Origin of the sequence: Arthrobacter sp. ov118 (assembly GCF_900116495.1) — a bacterium.
In the GTDB taxonomy this organism is placed as follows: domain Bacteria; phylum Actinomycetota; class Actinomycetes; order Actinomycetales; family Micrococcaceae; genus Arthrobacter.
The window spans coordinates 123,132-141,101 of the sequence record NZ_FPAY01000001.1; the positions used below are offsets into that span (position 1 = coordinate 123,132).

General features: G+C 66.8%; 11 protein-coding genes and 2 tRNA genes. 4 read left to right on the plus strand and 9 right to left on the minus strand.

What is annotated here, in order from left to right; translation table 11 throughout:
* Positions 1 to 20: 20 nt before the first annotated feature.
* The 3 genes from BM372_RS00540 to BM372_RS00550 form a co-directional block, all read right to left on the minus strand.
* Entirely contained in the window at positions 21 to 974 is a 954-nt protein-coding gene (locus BM372_RS00540; protein WP_090950468.1) for an electron transfer flavoprotein subunit alpha/FixB family protein, read from the minus strand.
* A gap of 15 nt (positions 975 to 989) precedes the next feature.
* Entirely contained in the window at positions 990 to 1,790 is an 801-nt protein-coding gene (locus BM372_RS00545) for an electron transfer flavoprotein subunit beta/FixA family protein (protein WP_090952803.1), read from the minus strand.
* A 221-nt stretch (positions 1,791 to 2,011) separates the two neighbouring features.
* Complete coding sequence (locus BM372_RS00550; protein ID WP_090950471.1) at positions 2,012 to 3,592, minus strand: S1C family serine protease; 1,581 nt, start codon at positions 3,590 to 3,592, stop codon at positions 2,012 to 2,014.
* Positions 3,593 to 3,890: 298 nt separating this feature from the next.
* Between BM372_RS00550 and BM372_RS00555 the strand changes: the two genes are divergently transcribed.
* The 3 genes from BM372_RS00555 to BM372_RS00565 all read left to right on the plus strand — a co-directional run bounded on the left by BM372_RS00555 (position 3,891) and on the right by BM372_RS00565 (position 8,494).
* Positions 3,891 to 5,963 (plus strand): TPM domain-containing protein, encoded by a 2,073-nt coding sequence (locus BM372_RS00555; RefSeq protein WP_090950474.1) that lies wholly within the window; start codon positions 3,891 to 3,893, stop codon positions 5,961 to 5,963.
* A gap of 125 nt (positions 5,964 to 6,088) precedes the next feature.
* Positions 6,089 to 6,880, plus strand: a complete 792-nt coding sequence (locus tag BM372_RS00560; RefSeq protein ID WP_090950477.1) for a PspA/IM30 family protein — start codon at positions 6,089 to 6,091, stop codon at positions 6,878 to 6,880.
* Between the two features lie 189 nt (positions 6,881 to 7,069).
* Positions 7,070 to 8,494 carry a cryptochrome/photolyase family protein gene (locus BM372_RS00565; RefSeq protein WP_090950479.1) on the plus strand — a complete coding sequence of 475 codons (1,425 nt, stop codon included), beginning with the start codon at positions 7,070 to 7,072 and terminating at the stop codon, positions 8,492 to 8,494.
* A gap of 57 nt (positions 8,495 to 8,551) precedes the next feature.
* On the opposite strand, the gene BM372_RS00570 is transcribed toward BM372_RS00565, so the two are convergent.
* From BM372_RS00570 to BM372_RS00585, 4 genes are all read right to left on the minus strand, one after another.
* A tRNA-Met gene (locus BM372_RS00570) sits at positions 8,552 to 8,628 on the minus strand.
* 168 nt (positions 8,629 to 8,796) lie between these two features.
* A tRNA-Met gene (locus BM372_RS00575) sits at positions 8,797 to 8,870 on the minus strand.
* Between the two features lie 195 nt (positions 8,871 to 9,065).
* Entirely contained in the window at positions 9,066 to 12,074 is a 3,009-nt protein-coding gene (locus tag BM372_RS00580; RefSeq protein ID WP_090950482.1) for a UPF0182 family membrane protein, read from the minus strand.
* A gap of 97 nt (positions 12,075 to 12,171) precedes the next feature.
* Positions 12,172 to 13,320 (minus strand): YlbL family protein, encoded by a 1,149-nt coding sequence (locus tag BM372_RS00585; RefSeq protein ID WP_090950484.1) that lies wholly within the window; start codon positions 13,318 to 13,320, stop codon positions 12,172 to 12,174.
* Positions 13,321 to 13,478: 158 nt separating this feature from the next.
* Here BM372_RS00585 and BM372_RS00590 point away from each other — a divergent pair, with 158 nt between their 5' ends.
* A complete protein-coding gene (locus BM372_RS00590; RefSeq protein WP_090950487.1) occupies positions 13,479 to 14,954 on the plus strand; it encodes a zinc-dependent metalloprotease in 1,476 nt (491 codons plus the stop codon).
* Positions 14,955 to 14,998: 44 nt separating this feature from the next.
* Here BM372_RS00590 and BM372_RS00595 read toward each other — a convergent pair whose 3' ends face one another.
* Together BM372_RS00595 and BM372_RS00600 are read right to left on the minus strand one after the other, a co-directional pair.
* A complete protein-coding gene (locus BM372_RS00595; protein ID WP_256213969.1) occupies positions 14,999 to 15,709 on the minus strand; it encodes a M48 metallopeptidase family protein in 711 nt (236 codons plus the stop codon).
* Positions 15,709 to 17,847, minus strand: coding sequence for an ATP-dependent DNA helicase UvrD2 (locus BM372_RS00600; protein ID WP_090952807.1), 2,139 nt, complete (start codon positions 17,845 to 17,847; stop codon positions 15,709 to 15,711). Before BM372_RS00600 ends, BM372_RS00595 begins: the two co-directional genes overlap by 1 nt.
* Positions 17,848 to 17,970 lie beyond the last annotated feature (123 nt).

Here is a 17,970-nt window from a genome sequence, read left to right on the forward strand (position 1 = left end):
GGGCGTCGGTGCTCACGCGGTCAGCCTCTGCGTTTCTTGATCTCTTCAGTTGCCTGCGGCAGCACCTTGAAGAGGTCGCCCACAATGCCGAAGTCCGCGATCTCGAAAACCGGCGACTCGGCGTCCTTGTTCACCGCGACAATGACCTTGGCCGTCTGCATGCCGGCCTTTTGCTGGATGGCGCCGGAGATCCCGGCGGAAATGAACAGCTGGGGCGAGACCGTCTTGCCGGTCTGGCCCACCTGGGCGTCATGGCCGATCCAGCCGGCGTCGGTGGCCGCCCGCGAGGCGCCGACGGCCGCTCCCAGGACGTCGGCGAGTTCCTCGAGCGGGCCGAAGTCACCATCCACGCCGCGGCCGCCGGCTACGACGATCCTCGCCTCGGTCAGGTCCGGACGCCCGCTGGCAGGCTTGTCGTTGCGGGCCGTAATGCGCGCAGAGGCGGCGGTGGCCGTCTCCGGGACCTCGATCGTGGTGGTCGCCGGCGCCGTGCCGGTAACGGCTGGTTCCGGTGTGATGCTGTTGGGCTTGACGGTGAGTACCGCCACGGGCGTGGTGGCCTTCGCCGTGCTGGTGTACGAGCCAGCGAGGACGGATTTGTGCGCCGTTCCGTCCGGCTCCACGCCTACGACGTCGGTGATGACGCCCGCGCCAAGCTTGATGCCGAGCCGGGCGGCGATTTCCTTGCCCTCGGCCGAATTTTCGGCGAGGACGACGGTGGCTCCGGAGGTCTGCACCGCGGCCGCCAAATAGGACGCCTTGGGGCCGACGAGGTAGTCGTCGAGGTCGTCGGCCGAGGGGCGGTAGAGTGCCTGCGCGCCGTATTCACCCAGGGAGCGGGCGACGTCGTCGTGCAGTTCGCCATTGAAGGCGACGGCCGGTTCCCCGAGGGAACGGGCGATGGTCAGCAGCTCCAGGCTGGACTTCTTCAGCACCTGGCCGGGGTTGTCGATGAAAACAAGTACTTTTGGCATGTTCGGATAATCCCCTTAGAGCAGCTTCTGGGCGGCCAGGAACTCGACCAGCTGGATGCCGGCGTCGCCTTCGTCGGTGATGATGGTGCCGGCCGTGCGCGGCGGGCGGGCCTCTGCGGTTTCGACCGCGGTCCAGGAACCGGCCCTGCCCACCTGCGAGGCGTCCACGCCGATGTCGGCGAGGGACAGCGTGGTGATGGTCTTCTTCTTGGCCGCCATGATGCCCTTGAAGTTGGGGTACCGGGGGTCGTTGATCTGGTCGGTGACCGAGACGACGGCCGGCAGCGGGGCCTCGATGGTGTCCGAGTGGGAGTCGCCGTCGCGGCGGGCGGTGAGCTTGCCGCCGTCGAGCTCCAGCGACGCCGCGAACGTCACCTGCGGAAGACCCAGGCGTTCGGCGAGTTGTGCCGGGACCAGGGAGGTCTCGCCGTCGGTGGAGGCCATGCCGGTGAGGATCAGGTCCGCGGGGGTCTCCGCGCCGAGGTGCCTGATCGCCGCGGCCAGTGCCAGGGATGTTGCTGCGGCGTCCGAACCGGCCAGGGCGTCGTCGCTGAGGTGCACGCCTTCCGTGGCGCCGATCTGCAGGGATTTCTTCACCGCGTTGACTGCCCCGGCCGGGCCCATGCTCAGGGCAATGACTTTGTTGCCGGCCGCTTCTCCGCCGCGGGCCTCGATCAGTTGCAGGGCCGCTTCCAAGGCGTATTCATCCAGTTCGGAGAGGATGCTTTCGGAGCGGTCCGTGGTGTGGCCCTCGCCAGTGAGATGGCGGTCGAACTGCGCATCCGGGACGTGCTTGACCAGCACAATGATTTTCAGAGTCTCTTCCACTGTGTCTACAGCAGCCTTCCATGCGGGTGGATAGCCGCCCCTGGCGGGGTCATGGCCACGGAACGCCCGTAGCCGGGCTGTTCCTAGCTAACCATATAGCCGCCACGGGACGCGGCCTGGGTTAACGCCTGTGTCAGGGCCCTGTCCCGGGCACGGCAAAGGCCGGGCCGCACCGGTTGGTGCTGCCCGGCCTTGCTACTGCACTGCTTCTACTGTTCGGCAGCAGTGCCGAGGGTTACATCGACTTCCTTCTGCTGGCCGCCGCGAAGGACCGTGACCTTGACCGTGGACCCGGCGGCCCGTTCCCGCACCGCGGCGGTCAACTGGTTGGGATCACTGATGGTCAGATCCTGGAACTTCGTGACGACGTCGCCGACCTTGATGCCGGCCTTGTCAGCGGCGGAACCGGACTCGACAGTTGCGACCTCGGCGCCCACCGAGAATCCGGAGGTCGAGGAGCCTGCGGCCTTGGGCTTGACGCTGACGCCGAACTGCGCGTGCGTGGCCTTGCCGCTGGCGATGATCTCCTGGGCCACACGCTTGGCGTGGTTGATCGGGATGCTGAAGCCCACACCGATGTTGCCGCTGCTGCTGCCGGTGGCCGAGTCTCCTCCGGCGGAGGCGATGGCGACGTTGACGCCGATGATTTCGCCCTTCGTGTTGACCAGCGCGCCGCCGGAGTTGCCCGGGTTGATGGCCGCGTCGGTCTGGATGACGTTGATGGAGATGGATCCCTGGTCCGCCGTGCTCTGGGCCTGGCCGCCGCCGGGGGGCGCGAACTGGAAGCCCTGGTCACCGCCCTGCGAGTTGTCCTCACCGTTCTTCGGCGCGGCCGAGGACGCCACGCTGATGGTGCGGTTCAGGGTGGAGACGATGCCGTCAGTGACCGTGCCGGTGAGTCCGAGCGGCGAGCCGATGGCGACGGCGGTGTCGCCGACGTTCAGCTTGCTCGAGTCACCCAGGGTTGCGGGGACCAGTCCGGAGGGATTGTCGATCTTGATCACGGCGAGGTCGGAAAGCGGGTCGGTGCCGACGATCTTCGCGGAGTACACCTTGCCGTCGCTCGTCCGGACCTCCATGGTGGCGTTCGCGGTCTTGCCGTCGAGCGTCACCACGTGGGTATTGGTGAGGACGTGTCCGTCGGCATCGAGGATGATGCCGCTGCCCGTGCCGCCGTCGCTGCCGCTGGTGGCCTTGATGGTAACAACGCTCGGGGACGCCTTGAGGGCGGCCGCGGAGATGGCGTTAACCTCTTCTCTGTTGTTGACGATCACGGGTCCGGCCTGGGTGGTGCTGCTCGTCGAGGCTGCGGAGGGGCGGTCCACCAGCAGGGCATTGCTTCCGGCGACCACGCCGCCGCCGATTAGGCCCGCCGCCACCATGCTGGCCACGAGGGTCGGGACGCCGAAGGCCGCCTTGCGCTTGGGTGCGTTCGCAGGGTTGTTGGCAAAGGAAGAGCTGGAAGCGTAGGACGGACCTGTCGGCGGCTGGCCACCGGAGTGCGCCCCGTAGGGGGCCTGCCCGTACTGGAACTGCCCGTACTGGGACTGGCCGGGCTGGGAGGGCTGATGCTGCGGATAGACAGGACGCGGCGCGCCGTCCTCGGCGCGGTCCAGCCGCAGGGTGGGGTTGCCGGGCGCAGGAGTACCGGGGGCCGCCTCCGGCTGCGCCGAATCATGCGGTTGCGCTGAGACGTGAGGCTCCGCCTGGGCGCCGCCTTGCGCTCCTGCCGGATCCTGATTCGGTGGTGTCGGCTTCGGTGATGCACCCGGCACTGGGTTCTCAGTCATGGGACTTCCTTTCATCCTCTTCTGCCTATTAACTATGGACGCCCTGACTGATACTAGAGCGGACGTTTGCTGGGAGGTTCCTGAACAAACGGACGGCACGCTGCGGGCAGGTGTTTTCCCTTCTTAAGCGCGTTTCGCTGGTGGCATATTCCCGTAGATGGACTGCCAATTGGGTGCAACATAGAATCAAATGGAATTGCCACAGCGACCTGCGGCTTTACATCTGCGTGGGGGCGCTGCTGCATTCTGGAACGACTGGTTCGACCGAACCGGTCGCAGAAGTGCTGAAGGGTTGCACATGCGGTCTAAGTTGAATCGTTTCCTCGCCGTCCTTGGCGTGGCCGGATTGCTGGCGCTTCCCGCCGCTCCGGCTATGGCCGAAGATCCGGTCACCATCCCGTCGGGGCAGAACATCGTGGACAGCGGAAACCTGCTTGGCGGCCGCAAGGGCGAAGTCCAGGACGCCATCCAGACGCTCCTGAAGGACCACAAGTACAACCTCTACGTCATCACGGCCAAAAGGTTTGAGAACCCCACAGACCCCAAGGCGTGGGCCCAGGCGGTCGCCACGAACAAGGGCATGGGCAAGGCCGACGTCATCCTCACCATGTCCGATGACGGCCACTACTACTTCTCCCCCAGCTCGGCCAGCGCCATCTATTCCAAGACGAGCAACATCGCGCAGAACGCAATCGTTCCAAACCTTGCCGGCGGAAAGCGCGACTTCGCGCAGGCGGCCATTGACACCGCCGCCGCCGTGGGTGACGCGGCCGGCGGCGGCAGCGGGACCGTGCCGTCCGGCGCCGGAGCGGGCAGCGCCGTCCTCGTGGGGGTCGGCGTCGTGGCCGCAGGCGGGGCCGGAGCCTACCTGTACCTCCGCAACCGCCGGAAGAAGGCCGCCCAAGGCGCTGGGGCCACACACGGGTCTGAAGCCGGGCAGCCGGACCCCCTGGCGGGACTCAGCGTGGCGGAGCTGCGCCGGAAGAGCGATTCGTTGTTGATCGAGGCCGACGACGCTATCAAGTCCAGCGAGCAGGAACTGGGATTCGCCCAGGCCCAGTACGGCGACTCGGCGGTCGGCAACTTCACCAAGGCGCTGCAGGAGGCCAAGGGCCACATGACGGAGTCGTTCAAGCTGCAGCAGCAGCTCGACGACCACATTCCCGACACCGAGGAGCAGCAACGGAGCTGGCTCGGAGAAATTATCCGCCGCTCCGAAGCCGCCCTGGCATCGCTGCAGGAGCAGAAAGCGGACTTCGATTCTCTCCGGGAGCTGGAGAAGAACGCGCCGCAGGCCCTGGCCGCCGTCGGCACCGGAGCCGCGGACGCCCAGGCCAAGATTGCCAGCGCGGAACGTTCGCTCACTGAGCTGCGCGCCAAGTACGCCGAGAGCGCGCTGGTCCCGGTGGCGGACAACATCAAGCAGGCGAAGGAACGCCTCGACTTCGTGCAGAACGCCTCCGCTGCGGCGAAGGAAAAGCTTGCCACGGGCGAGAACAGCCTGGCCGCGGTGGCCGTGCGTGCCGCTGAGGAAAGCCTGCACCAGACGAACGTGCTGATCGGCGCGATCACCAAGGTGGCCGGCAGCCTCGACGAAGCGCGCAACGGCCTGGAAGCCGCCGTCGTCGACACAGCACAGGACCTGGCCCAGGCGAAGGCGATGCTCCAGTCCGGCGCCCATCCTGAACTTTCCGGCCCGGTGGCCGCCGGGGAAGCGGCGCTGGCGCAGGTCAGGGCCGAGATCCAGGGCGGCAAGATCGATCCCATCGCCACCCTGGAACGGATCGCGACGGCGCACCAGACGCTCGACCAGTCGCTGGCTGGAATCCGCGACCAACAGGAACAGGCGCGCCGCGCCCAGGCTTCGCTGCAGCAGACCATCATGTCGGCCCAGGCGCAGATCAGTGCGACGTCGGACTACATCACCGCCCGCCGCGGCGGCGTGGGTACTGAGGCCCGCACGCGCTTGGCGGAAGCCCAGCGGAACCTGGACTACGCTCTCTCCATCTCCCGCACCGACCCGGTCACGGCCGTGCAGTACGCGCAGCAGGCGTACTCGCTGGCCGCACAGGCCGCACAGCTGGCCCAGTCCGATGTTGACCACTTCGACGGCTACGCCAACCAGGGTTACGGCCGTGGCGGGATGTTCGGCGGCAGCGGCGGCGGAGGGCTCGGCGGCGCCATCCTCGGCGGTATCCTTATCAACTCGATCCTCCACGGCGGAGGCGGCGGAGGCTGGGGCGGCGGTGGCGGCTGGGGCGGCGACGACTCCGGCGGAGGATGGGGCGGCGGCGACTCCGGCGGAGGATGGGGCGGCGGCGACTTCGGCGGGGGCGGTGACTTCGGCGGCGGCGACTCGGGCAGTTTCTAGCCTGCGCGCGCCGCACGGAAACATTCCAGACCACGCGCCGGCTCAAACGCGCCGGTTGCAGGGAGAAGCGATACATCTGTTCACTGGAATCAGTGAGACAACTGAGCAGGACGAAAGGTAACACCATGGTTAAGCAGTCCATTTTCGGCCGCATGGCGCAGCTGGCGAAGGCCAACATCAACTCGTTGCTGGACCAGGCGGAGGATCCTCAGAAAATGCTGGACCAGATGGTCCGTGACTACTCGAACAACATTGCCGAGGCTGAGTCCGCCGTCGCCCAGACCATCGGCAACCTGCGAATGCTCCAGGACGACTACAACGAGGACATCCGCAACGCCCAGGACTGGGGCAACAAGGCCCTCGCCGCGTCCCGCAAGGCCGACGAATACCGGGCCAAGGGCGACTCCGGTGATGCGGTGAAGTTCGATAACCTGGCCAAGGTTGCGCTGCAGCGCCAGATCGCCTCTGAGAATGAGGCAAGGGCCGCCGAGCCGAGCATCGCATCCCAGACCGAAGTGGTGGACAAGCTCAAGCAGGGCCTTGACCAGATGAAGGGCAAGCTCAACGAACTGACCAGCAAGCGCAATGAGCTGGTGGCCCGGTCTAAGACCGCCGCGGCGCAGAGCCAGGTGCACGACGCCCTCAAGAGCATCAACATCATGGACCCCACCTCCGAGGTGGGCCGTTTCGAAGAGAAGATCCGCCGGGAGGAAGCCAAGGTCCGGGGCCAGCAGGAGCTCGCTGCCTCGAGCCTGGACGCCCAGTTCGAGTCGCTGGAGGATCTGGGCGAGCAGACCGAGATCGAAGCCCGGCTGGCGGCGCTGAAGTCCGGCGGCTCCCCCGCGGCCATCGGTACCGGCGACCGGGCCGCCGCGTCCAACTCCACGGTTGAGGAAGCCGACTTCGACAAGCTCTAAACGGCCCGCGGTTCCGGAGACCGGGGTCCGAACCCCGATTCGGGCCCCGGTTCCCCATCATGGCCGGGTTTCCGCGGTCCGCCTGAGATTCCAGGCGCACCGCAGAAGCCCGGCCTTTGTTGTGCCGTGCCTTTCTTGTGCCGGCCTTTGTTGTGCCGTGCCTCCGAACCGCGCGTGTACCGTGGATCCATGTCTGCGACCCTTGTCTGGCTCCGCGACGACCTCCGGCTGGATGACAATCCTGCGCTGGCCGAGGCCGCCGCTTTGGGCACTTCCCTGACCGTTGTCTATGTCCTCGACGAGGAATCGCCGGGCGTCCGGCCGCTGGGCGGTGCCGTGAAGTGGTGGCTGCACCACTCCCTGGCCCGGCTCGGGGCCGCCCTGGAGGCCGCGGGCTCGCGGCTGGTGCTCCGCCGCGGCCCGGCGGCGCGCATCATCAAGGACCTCGCCACGGAGACGTCTGCCGACACCCTGCTGTGGAACCGCCGTTACGGCGGCCCCGAGCGCACCGTCGATGCCGGGCTGAAGAAATGGGCCACTGCCGCGGGCATCAGCACCACGAGCTACCAGGCCAACCTCATGTTCGAGCCGTGGACGGTGCGGACGGGCGGCGGCGGGCCCTACAAGGTCTACACGCCGTTCTGGAGGGCCTGCCTTGCGGGCGCCGAGCCGCGCTTACCAGTGGCCGCCCCGGACCGCCTGCCGGCCCCGGCGCACACCTCGGCGGGAGCCCCGCCCGCGAGCGAACCGCTCGAAAGCTGGGGTCTGCTCCCCCGCAATCCCGACTGGAGTGCCGGGCTGGCAGGCACCTGGACGCCGGGCGAAGCCGGCGCCCATAACCGACTGGCGGACTTCGTGGACGGGCCGGCAGCCCAATACGGCAGCGGACGCGATATCCCCGGCGTCGAAGGCACCAGCCGGCTGTCGCCCCATCTGCGGTTTGGCGAGATCAGCCCGTTCCGGATCTGGCACACGCTCCGGGAACACTACGGACCGGGGGCGCCGCCCGACGTCGGGATCTTCCGTTCCGAACTCGGCTGGCGCGAGTTTTGCTGGCAGCTGCTGTACGAGAACCCGGACCTGGCGACGCAGAACTACCGGCCGGAGTTCGACCGCTTTCAGTGGCAAACCCCGTTGGCAACCGAGCTGGCAGCCTGGCAGCAGGGCCGCACGGGCTTCCCGCTGGTCGACGCGGGCATGCGCCAGCTCTGGCAGACCGGCTGGATGCACAACCGGGTGCGGATGGCGGCGGCGTCATTTCTGGTGAAGAACCTGCTGGCGGACTGGCGGGTGGGCGAGGCGTGGTTTTGGGACACGCTGGTCGATGCTGATGCCGCAAGCAACCCGGCCAACTGGCAGTGGGTGGCCGGTTCCGGGGCCGACGCCTCACCGTATTTTCGGATCTTCAACCCGGTTACGCAGAGCAAGAAGTTCGACGCCGCCGGACGTTACCTGCGCGCGTACGTTCAAGAACTGGCCGCACTGGATGACAAGTCCGTCCACGAGCCCTGGAAGGCCGACGGCGGCGCCCCAGGCTACCCTGCACCCATTGTGGACCTGGCCGAGTCCCGGGCGCGTGCGCTGGTGACCTACCAGCGGCTTAAGGACGGCTGAGAACAGGAAAGGCCCGGATCAACAGATCCGGGCCTTTCTGGTACTGCTGGTGTTTTCTGGTTGCGGGGACAGGATTTGAACCTGTGACCTCTGGGTTATGAGCCCAGCGAGCTACCGAACTGCTCCACCCCGCGTCGCTCGATCAACAATACCCTACTTTCGGGGCCGCCATGACCACCACCGCTTCCGGGCCGACTCCGGCGCTTACCGGGATGCGGCCTGGCACTTGTCGGGATGCGGCCGGGCGCTTAACGCAGAAAGTCCGGAACGCTGTTTCCAGTGTTCCGGACTTTCTTCTCCAGTTGCGGGGACAGGATTTGAACCTGTGACCTCTGGGTTATGAGCCCAGCGAGCTACCGAACTGCTCCACCCCGCGTCGCACTAACAACTCTACCCGGCGGGGAACATGAGGCCAAATCGAGGTGGCGTGATGTGCGTCTCCCCGCCGGAGCCCTCCGCCGCCCGCCCGGGAAGCGAACAGGCCGGGCTTGCCGCTCCATGGAGGGCAAACCCGGCCTGTGGCTACCAGAAGGGAACTGCGCCCGATCCTGCGCCTGGTCCTACGGCTGCATCAGCTGCCGGCTGTCGCTGACGGAGTGGGCGAAGGCGTCGGAGCGGCAGTACCCGACGGTGCCGGGGCGGCCGGAGCCCCCAGCTTCGCTTCCGCCTCAAGGGCCTTCTGCAGGGCCGCTGCGAGCTTCTTTTGCTGGTCGCCGTACGTTGCAAAGTCGCCCTTGGCGAGGGCGTCCTGGCCGGCCTTGATCGCGGCGTTGGCCTCATCGAGGGCGGCCTTCAGCTCAGCCTTCGCGTCGGTGGGGCCAGGCGCTGCCGGTGTACCCCCCGGGGTGGTGGGTGCGGCGGGCGTTTGTCCCTTGTTCGACTTGTCCCCTGCCGCGGCCCCCGAATTTCCACCGAACAACTGGTTCAGCGCCTCATCCAGGGTGGGCGCGAATCCGATCTTGTCGCCAAAGGCCACCAGGACCCGCTGCAGCGTCGGATAGGACGTTTCACCCGTGGACCGCAGGTAGACAGGCTGGACGTACGCCATGCCGCCACCGACCGGAAGCGTCAGGAGGTTGCCGTTGAGCACTGCCGACGCGCCTTGGCGGAGAAGGTTGAGGGCCTGCGAGACGGTGGGGTCGGAGTTGAACTTGTTCTGTGCCTGGCCGGGCCCGGGGACCTGGGTTTCCGGCGGGATCTGCAGGAGCCTGAGCTGGCCGTAACTCTCAGCCTTGACACCCTTCTTGTTGCCGGCGTCGGAGTCTGCAGCCAGGTAGCCGTAGAGGACGTTGCGGGCATTTCCGTTGACCACCTGCGGGATGAACGACGAGGTCAGCTGGAACGCCGGCTTGTCCTGGTCCGGCATCTTCAAAGACATGTAATACGGCGGCTGCTTGACCTCGTCCTGGACTGTGGGGTCATTCGGAACAGACCAGGCGTCAATGTTTGTGTAGAAGCTGTCGGGATTAGTGACGTGGTACCGGCCGAGAAGCTCGCGCTGGACCTTGAACAGGTCCTCCGGGTAGCGCACGTGACTCATGAGCGCGCCGGACATCTCGGTATACGGCTTCAGGGACGTGGGGAAAACCTTTTGCCAAGCCTTCAGCACGGGGTCCTGGTCATCCCAGGCGTAGAGCGTTACGGACCCGTCATAGGCATCCACTGTGGCCTTCACCGAGTTCCGGATGTAGTTCACCGAGTTGTTCGGCAGCGCCACCGTCCGGTTCGCGGCGGTCTGCGAGTCCGCTGTCGCGGCAGAGAGCTGCTCCTGCTGGGAGTACGGGAAGTAGGGACTCGTGGTGTAACCGTCCACGATCCACTTCACCCGGCCGTCGACGATGGCGGGGTAGGCATTGCCGTCCACGGTCAGGTACGGCGCGACCTTCTCGACGCGTTCGCGCGGGTTGCGCTCATAGAGGATCTGCGAGTCGGCGTTCACGCCGTCGGAAAGCAGCAGGTCCGAGGACTGGAACTTGATCGCGTAGAGGATCTTGTTGAAGAAGCTGCCGACGTTCGGGCCGCCGTTGCCGGTGAAGGTGTACTGCGTTTCGCCGTCGCCTTCCTTGGCCGCGGGCCGGTCCTGCTCACGGTGCGGGGCGCCGTCCGGGGCACCGACGATCGAGTAGTCAGGGGAGTTCTCGCCGAAGTAGACGCGGGGCTGGTAGGTCGTATCGTTGCCCAGGGCCCCCGTGGACGGGATACCGGCCTGCAGGAAGTCCGGTTTGCCGTCCACCGTGAACTTGTTGCCCTTGGCCGCGACGACGCCGTATCCGTGGGTGTAGACCACGTGCCGGTTCAGCCAGGACTGCTGGTTCGTGGCGAGTCCGTCCGGGTTCAGTTCACGGACCGCGATGACCGTGTCCTGGATTTTGCCGTCAATCTGGTAACGGTCCACGTTCAGGGCTTTGGGGAACTGGTAGTAGGGCCGGTACTGCTCAAGCTGCGAGAACGCATCGGAGATCAGGTTCGGGTCCAGCAGCCGGATGTTGGCGGTGGTCTGCGCATCCGGGGCCAGGGCGCCGGTGGTCGCGTTGGTGGTGGCGTTGTACCGTTTTTCCTGGACCTTATCGAGCCCGTAGGCGGCCCGGGTCATGGCGATGTTCCGCTTGATGTACTCGTTTTCCAGCGTCTGTTCCGAGGGCCGGACCTGGAACTGCTGGATGACCCAGGGGTAGACCCCGCCAGCGAGTATGGCCGTGATGACCAGCATGGCGGTGCCGATCACCGGAAGCCGCCACTTGCCGATCACGGCAGCGACGATGAACAGCACGGCGACGATGGCCGCGGCCACGGCCAGGATTGCCTTGGTCGGGATGACTGCGTTGACGTCCGTGTACAGTGCACCGGCCCAGCGTCCGCCGTTGCTCTGCACCGTGGAATAGCGGTCCAGCCAGAAGTTGATGCCAAGCAGCAGCAGGAAGGCAGCGCCCGTGACGGCCAGGTGGATCTGCGCGGCGCGGCTGGTGAAAATCCCGCGTTCCATGATCCGGATGCTGCCGTAGAGGTAGTGGGTGAGGATTCCCGCGAGCCCGGCGACTATGGTGACGCTGATGAGGAACCCCGTGATAAAGCCGAGGAAGGGAAGGGTCATCAGGTAAAAGCTGATATCGAGGCCGAACTGCGGATCGTTCTGGCCGAAGGGTTCCTGGTTGAAGAACAGCAGGACTTTCTGCCACTGGCTGGCAGCGGCGCTTCCGGCGAAAAGGCCGAAGAGGATGGGAATCCCGATCATGACGACGCGTCGGACGGGTTCAAGCTGGGCCTGGTAACGGTTCAGGTTGTCCCGGATGTCCGAATCGGGGGCGTAGACCGGCCGCGCATGGTAGGCAATCCGGATGGCGTAGAAGACGGCGAAAAACATGACGGCGAAGCCGGTCAGGAACGTCAGCATCCTGGCCAGGTTCTCCGTCAGGAACACTTCGAAGAAGCCCAGCTGCTGGTACCAGAGGACATCCGTCCAGACGTTGGCGAAGAAGATGAATCCGACCACGATCAGGGCCACGATGATCAACGTCGGCGTCAGGGCACCGCGTCGTGTCTTGGGTCTTCCTGGCGGGACAGTGCTGGCGGGACGGGACAAACTCGGTACCTCATAGCTGGTCGTCTACTGCTGGTTTCTAGTTATTAATCGCTCATTAGTGCCACGAGCGAGGCGAGTGCTTAGTTCCGCGGTCAGTCTAGTTGCTCGTGCAGACAGGAAGGCCAGATATGTCGCCGCCTGACGCGGCGAGTTCAACCGCTTTGCGCGCCTCGGTGAGGTTTTCCACCCGGACGACCCGCAGTCCGTCCGGAACATGACCGACGACGTCGTCACAGTTCGCCGCCGGCGCCAGGAACAAGGTGGCCCCGCCAGACCTCGCCCCCTGCATTTTCTGGGCGATTCCGCCGATCGGTCCCACGGCGCCGTCCGGGGCGATGGTTCCGGTCCCCGCGACGTGTTTGCCGCCAGTCAGGTCACCGGGCGTGAGGGTGTCCAGGATGCCCAGGGCGAACATCATTCCAGCGCTGGGGCCGCCGACCTGGTCGAGGGAGATCTTGACGTCGAATGGGAAGGTGAACTTGTACTGCAGCAGGACGCCAAGAATGTAGCGGCCCGTGCTGCTCTTGGCCGGGGTGATGGTGGCGGTCACCGGACTGCCTGCCCGTTTCACGGACACACTGACCGGTTTGCCGTTGCCGGCGGCCAGTTCCGCCTGGACGACGCCGAGGGCCGTGATGGGCTTGTCATTGATGGAGACCAGAACGTCGCCCGTCTGCAGCACCCCCTTGGAGGCGGAGTCGTCCGGGAGGCCGGCGACCTCCATTTTCTGCTCGAACGGGATATTCATTTCCTTCAGCGCCGCGGCTACGGCGTTTTCCTGGGAAGTGGTCATCGCGGTGGCGCTTTCCTGCTGGGACTGCTCCTTCGTCACGCCGGCGGGGAACAGCAGTTCCTGCGGGTAGACGGCCTTGCTCCCGTTAAGCCAGGCCGAGAATGCCTCGAAGACGCTGACCGGGCCGTTGGGGCCGCCGTCGACATAGACCGTGGTGAGGTCCAGGTTGCCCTTGGCGGGGAAGGTTTCGTGGCCTGTAACGCTGATGACCGGTTTGCCGCTGTCCTGCCCGATGGTATTGAAGATGGGTCCGGGAGCTTCGACCACGTAGGGCACCGGCAGGCTCACAGCAGTGATCCCCAAGGTCAGAGCCAGCAGGCCGGAGACGAGCATCGCCGATGACCGGTTCGCCAGCTTCCGGGGGCCGCCGGCGCCCGCCAGACGGGCTCTTCTCCCCCGGACCGGGCCGGCCGCCGGGTCGCTGGCGGGCTGCTCACCTTGGGTGATTGTCATTGAACGACCTCTCCATATTCCAACTTCCAAGACTACGCGCTTGGCGGCCCGGACCGCTCTTTGCCTACAGCGAACGTGGCGCAGTTTCGGCAGACAGCCCCTCTTGCCGAGGGGTACCGTGAAGTTGAATAACAGCCACACCGACGATCGGCGGGACCATGACTTCCAACCCACTCAACCCGTCCAATGGCGACGAGGAACCCAAGGATCCCCTGGCAGAAATGCTCAAGAATCTGATGGGCGGTCAGGGCATGGGCAACATCGACCCCGCTGAACTCGCCAAGGCCGCAGGCCTCCCGGACGATCCAAACCTTCTGGCGCAGATGTTCTCGCAGGTGCAGGCGATGATGAACGCTCCCTCCGAGGGGCCCGTCAATTGGCAGCTGGCGCATGAGAACGCCCGGCGCGTGGCCGCCAGCGGATCCGACCCCTCGGTCACGTCCCACCAGTCCCGGGAGGTCGACGAGGCCCTGCGGCTGGCCGAGCTCTGGCTCGACCAGGTCACCGGGCTTCCGGCCACGGGACTGATTGGCCGGGCGTGGTCCCGGGCCGAATGGGTCGAGGAGACCCTCGGAACCTGGAAACGGCTGACCGAGCCCGTGGCCAACAGCATCGCCAATGCCCTCTCCGCCGCGATGACCGAGCAGATGCCCGAGGAGATGAAGGCCATGATGGGCGGCGCCTCCTCGATGATCCAGAACATGGGCGGGGCGATCTTCGGCATGCAGCTGGGCCAGGCGATCGGTGCCCTGTCCGCCGAAGTAGTCAGCTCGACGGACATCGGTGTGCCCCTGGCAGACCTCGAAATGGCGCTTTTGCCGGCCAACGTGGCGAAATTCGGTGAGGGCCTCAGCCTGCCCGAGAATGACATCCGCCTGTTCCTCGCCGTGCGCGAGGCGGCCCACGCCCGCCTGTTCGTCCAGGTCCCCTGGCTGCGGGGCCATCTGCTCAGCGCGATCGAGGACTACGCGCGCGGTATCCACATCGACACTTCCAAGATCGAGGAACTGGCGCGGGAGATCGATCCCAGTAACCCCGAAGGCATCCAGGAGGCGCTCTCCCAGGGCGTCTTCATGCCGCAGCGCACACCCGCCCAGGAGCAGGCGCTCGAAAAACTCGAGACGGCCCTCGCTTTGGTGGAAGGCTGGGTGGACGAACTCACCTGGGGTGCGACGGAGAAGCTGCTGCCCTCCGCCGCCGCACTGCGTGAGACGGTCCGGCGTCGCCGGGCGACCGGAGGCCCGGCGGAGCACGCGTTCTCGTCCCTAGTGGGACTCGAACTGCGGCCGCGCCGGCTCCGCGAGGCCGCCACACTTTGGGCGTCGCTGAAGGTCGAGCGCGGGGTCGAGGGCCGCGATGCCGTCTGGAAGCATCCCGATCTGCTGCCCACCGCCGAGGATCTGGACGATCCTCAGGGCTTCAGCGAACGCCGGAAGCTGGCCGAGGCCAGCGACAGCGAGGTTGATGACGCCCTGCAGAAGCTGCTGAGCGGAGGCTTCGACGAGCCCGCTGACACCGGTGCGGCGGACACCGAAGGCACTGCGGAGTCCGGCGGGTCCGGTCAGGAACCGCCTGCGGCCAACGACGACGACCGCGAGGAGGGCGGGACGAACGACGGCGGCCCCAAGGCGTAGGCCTTGAACGCCAGCTGCCGCGCGACGCCGGGCTGGTTAGAACGCTAGTTGGCCCCGGCCGGGATTTCGGTTCCGTCCGGGGCTTCGTCGTATCCGCCGCCGGGCCCTAGGCCTCGGGAGGTCGCGAACGAGACCCCCTCCAAAAAAGCCTTGGCGCGCTCTGTCTCCGGATAAGCAGCCAGCAGCCGCCAGAAGGCGGCGTCGTGACCGGCCACCAAGAGGTGGGCGAGCTCGTGGAGCAGCACATAGTCGATCACCCACTGCGGCATGGGCTGAAGCTTCGTCGAGAGCCTGATGGTTCCTTCGGACGGTGTGGCCGAACCCCAGCGTGAGTTCTGGTTGGTGACCCAGCGGACCGACGACGGCACCGCCCGGCCGCCGAGGTACTTCGCTGACAATACGGCGGCGTGGGCTGCCAGATCGGCGTCACTGCGGGGCCGCCGCCGGCCGGAGCCGCGCGGGCCGCGGGCCCCCTGGAGCCGGAGTTTTTCCAGCATGCGGTGCACCCATTCCCGTTCCTGGGCCCTGCTGAAGGAGGCGGGAATGGCGACCACGGCGGTGCCGTCTTCCCAGAACGCGGCGACTGTCCGGCGTCGGCGGGCGGACCGGCGCACCACGACAGGGGCGCCGTCGGCCGTGGTCAGCGGCGTTACCGCCGGCACGGCACCGGGGGCCCCGCCCGGCCGGCGGCCTCCGGAATTCCCGGCGCTGGTGCTGTCGCTGTTGTTGTCGCTGTTGTTGTTTCGGGCGGCCATCAGTGCCCCGAATTCTCGGCTAAGACCGTCAGGACGGCCTCGCCGTACTTTTCCAGCTTGGAGGGGCCCACTCCGGCGAGTTTGGCCAACTGCTCCAGCGAATCCGGGCGGGCCTCGGCGATGGCGGTCAATGTGGCGTCGGTAAACACCACAAACGCCGGGACGTCGGCCTCCAGCGCGGTGTTTTTCCGCCATTGCCTCAGCGCGTTGAACGTCTGTTCCTCGTAGCTGGGCGGGCACTGGTTGCAGCGCCCCACCTTGCGTTCCGCGCCGCTGGAGAGCATGCTGCCGCAGACCCGGCACGACGCCGGGACAGCAGCCTTGCGGCGTGGCGGCGCTCCCTTGCCCCTGAGGTGTGAGCTGGCCACGGAGTCGGGGCGCAGACCGTCCAGGAAGCGTGAGGGTTTGCGGTTGGCCCGACCGCCCGGTGTCCGTGCGGTCGACCAGGACAGGGAGAGATATTCCCGGGCGCGGGTGATGCCGACGTAAAGGAGCCGGCGTTCCTCATCCACCGCTGAAGGGGTGTCCGCGAACGAGATCGGCATGAGTCCCTCGCTGAGGCCCACAAGGAACACTGCGTCCCATTCCAGTCCCTTGGCGGCGTGCAGCGACGCGAGGGTGACGCCCTGGACGGTCGGTGCGTGCTGCGCCAGGGACCGTTCCTGAAGTTCGTTGACGAAGTCCCCGAGCGTGAATTGCGGTCCCCTGCTGACTACGAGTTCGTCGGCAAGGGCAACCAGGGCAGCCAGCGATTCCCAGCGTTCCCGAAGCGCGCCACCATTGTGCGGTGCCGCGTCGGTGTAGCCGAGCGAGGCAACGATGTCGCGGACCAGCTGCCCGAGGGGCTCAGGCGTGGCGGTTTCGGCCACGGCCCGGGTGGCGGCCCGGAGCTGCAGGATCGCGTCCCGGACTTCCTTCCGCGCAAAGAACCGCTCCCCGCCGCGCAGCTGGTAACCGATCCCGGCCGAGGCCAGGGCCTGCTCGTAGGCTTCAGACTGACCGTTGGTGCGGAAGAGCACGGCGACCTGGCTGGCCGGCGTGCCGGCGTCGAGCAGCTCGCGGATCCGGGCGGCGACCGTGGCGGCCTCGGCCTCGTCGTCGGAGCACTCGGTGAACTGGGGAGCCGGACCGGCCGGCCGCTGCGCGATGAGCTGCAGCGGCGTGGCCCAGGCGGCGTCCGCCGCGGGACCGCCGCTGCGCCGGCCCGCGAGGAGGTCGTTGGCGAGCCGGACCACCTGCGGGGTGGAACGGTAGTCCCGGATTAGCTTGACCACGTGGGCCTCGGGGTACACGGCCTTGAATCCAAGCAGGTGCTTCGGCGAGGCGCCGGTAAAGGAGTAGATGGTCTGGCTGGCATCGCCCACGACGCAGAGGTCCTCGCGGCCGCCAAGCCACAGCTCCAGGAGCCGCTGCTGCAGGGGCGAAACGTCCTGGTACTCGTCGACGACGAAGTGCCGGTACTGCTCCCGGACGGTCGCCGCCACCTTCGGATCCTCCTGCAGGATGCCCACGGTGATCAGCAGCACGTCCTCGAAGTCGATGACGTTGCGGTCGGTCTTGACGTCCTCGTAGGACTGGAAGACCCGTGCGACGGCGGTCAGGTCAAAGCCACCGGGAGTGCCCCGGCCCTGGGCGTTTTCCAGATAGTTCGCCGGGGTCAGCATGGAGACCTTGGCCCACTCGATTTCAGAGGCGAGGTCGCGGATGGACGCGCGGTCCGTGCTGAGCCGGAGCCGCCGCGCGGCCTCGGCGATCATCTGGGCTTTGTGGTCCAGCAGATTGGGCAGCGTGCCGCCGACCGCCTGCGGCCAGAAAAACTGCAACTGGCGCAGGGCCGCGGCGTGGAAAGTGCGCGCCTGGACGTTGCCGACCCCCAGGTCCCGGAGCCTGCTGCGCATCTCCGCAGCGGCGCGGGCCGTGAACGTGACGGCCAGGAGCCGTTGCGGGCTGTACACGCCCGAGTGCACGCCATAGGCGATCCGGTGCGTAATGGCACGTGTCTTGCCCGTTCCGGCGCCGGCCAGCACACACATCGGTCCCTGCAGGGTGCTGGCGACCTCGCGCTGCTCGGCGTCAAGGCCGCCGAGGATGCGTTCCTCCAGCGAGCGCGTGTCCGGTGCGGGACCGCCGTCGGGCATGTGCCCGGCCACCGCCTCCCCGGCCCCGGCGGACCCGTCACCGAGGATGGTGCTGAAGTTCAATTTCTCTGTGGTCACTTTTGCTGCTCAGTCAGTAGTGGTTGTCCTGCGGATGGAGTCAGG

Coding starts and splice junctions, on each gene's coding strand:
- BM372_RS00560 (WP_090950477.1), top strand. CDS start 6,089: ATGGTTAAGCAGTCCATTTTCGGCCGCATGGCGCAGCTGGCGAAGGCC.
- BM372_RS00555 (WP_090950474.1), top strand. CDS start 3,891: ATGCGGTCTAAGTTGAATCGTTTCCTCGCCGTCCTTGGCGTGGCCGGA.
- BM372_RS00590 (WP_090950487.1), top strand. CDS start 13,479: ATGACTTCCAACCCACTCAACCCGTCCAATGGCGACGAGGAACCCAAG.
- BM372_RS00585 (WP_090950484.1), bottom strand. CDS start 13,320: ATGACAATCACCCAAGGTGAGCAGCCCGCCAGCGACCCGGCGGCCGGC.
- BM372_RS00565 (WP_090950479.1), top strand. CDS start 7,070: ATGTCTGCGACCCTTGTCTGGCTCCGCGACGACCTCCGGCTGGATGAC.
- BM372_RS00595 (WP_256213969.1), bottom strand. CDS start 15,709: ATGGCCGCCCGAAACAACAACAGCGACAACAACAGCGACAGCACCAGC.
- BM372_RS00540 (WP_090950468.1), bottom strand. CDS start 974: ATGCCAAAAGTACTTGTTTTCATCGACAACCCCGGCCAGGTGCTGAAG.
- BM372_RS00600 (WP_090952807.1), bottom strand. CDS start 17,847: ATGCCCGACGGCGGTCCCGCACCGGACACGCGCTCGCTGGAGGAACGC.
- BM372_RS00550 (WP_090950471.1), bottom strand. CDS start 3,592: ATGACTGAGAACCCAGTGCCGGGTGCATCACCGAAGCCGACACCACCG.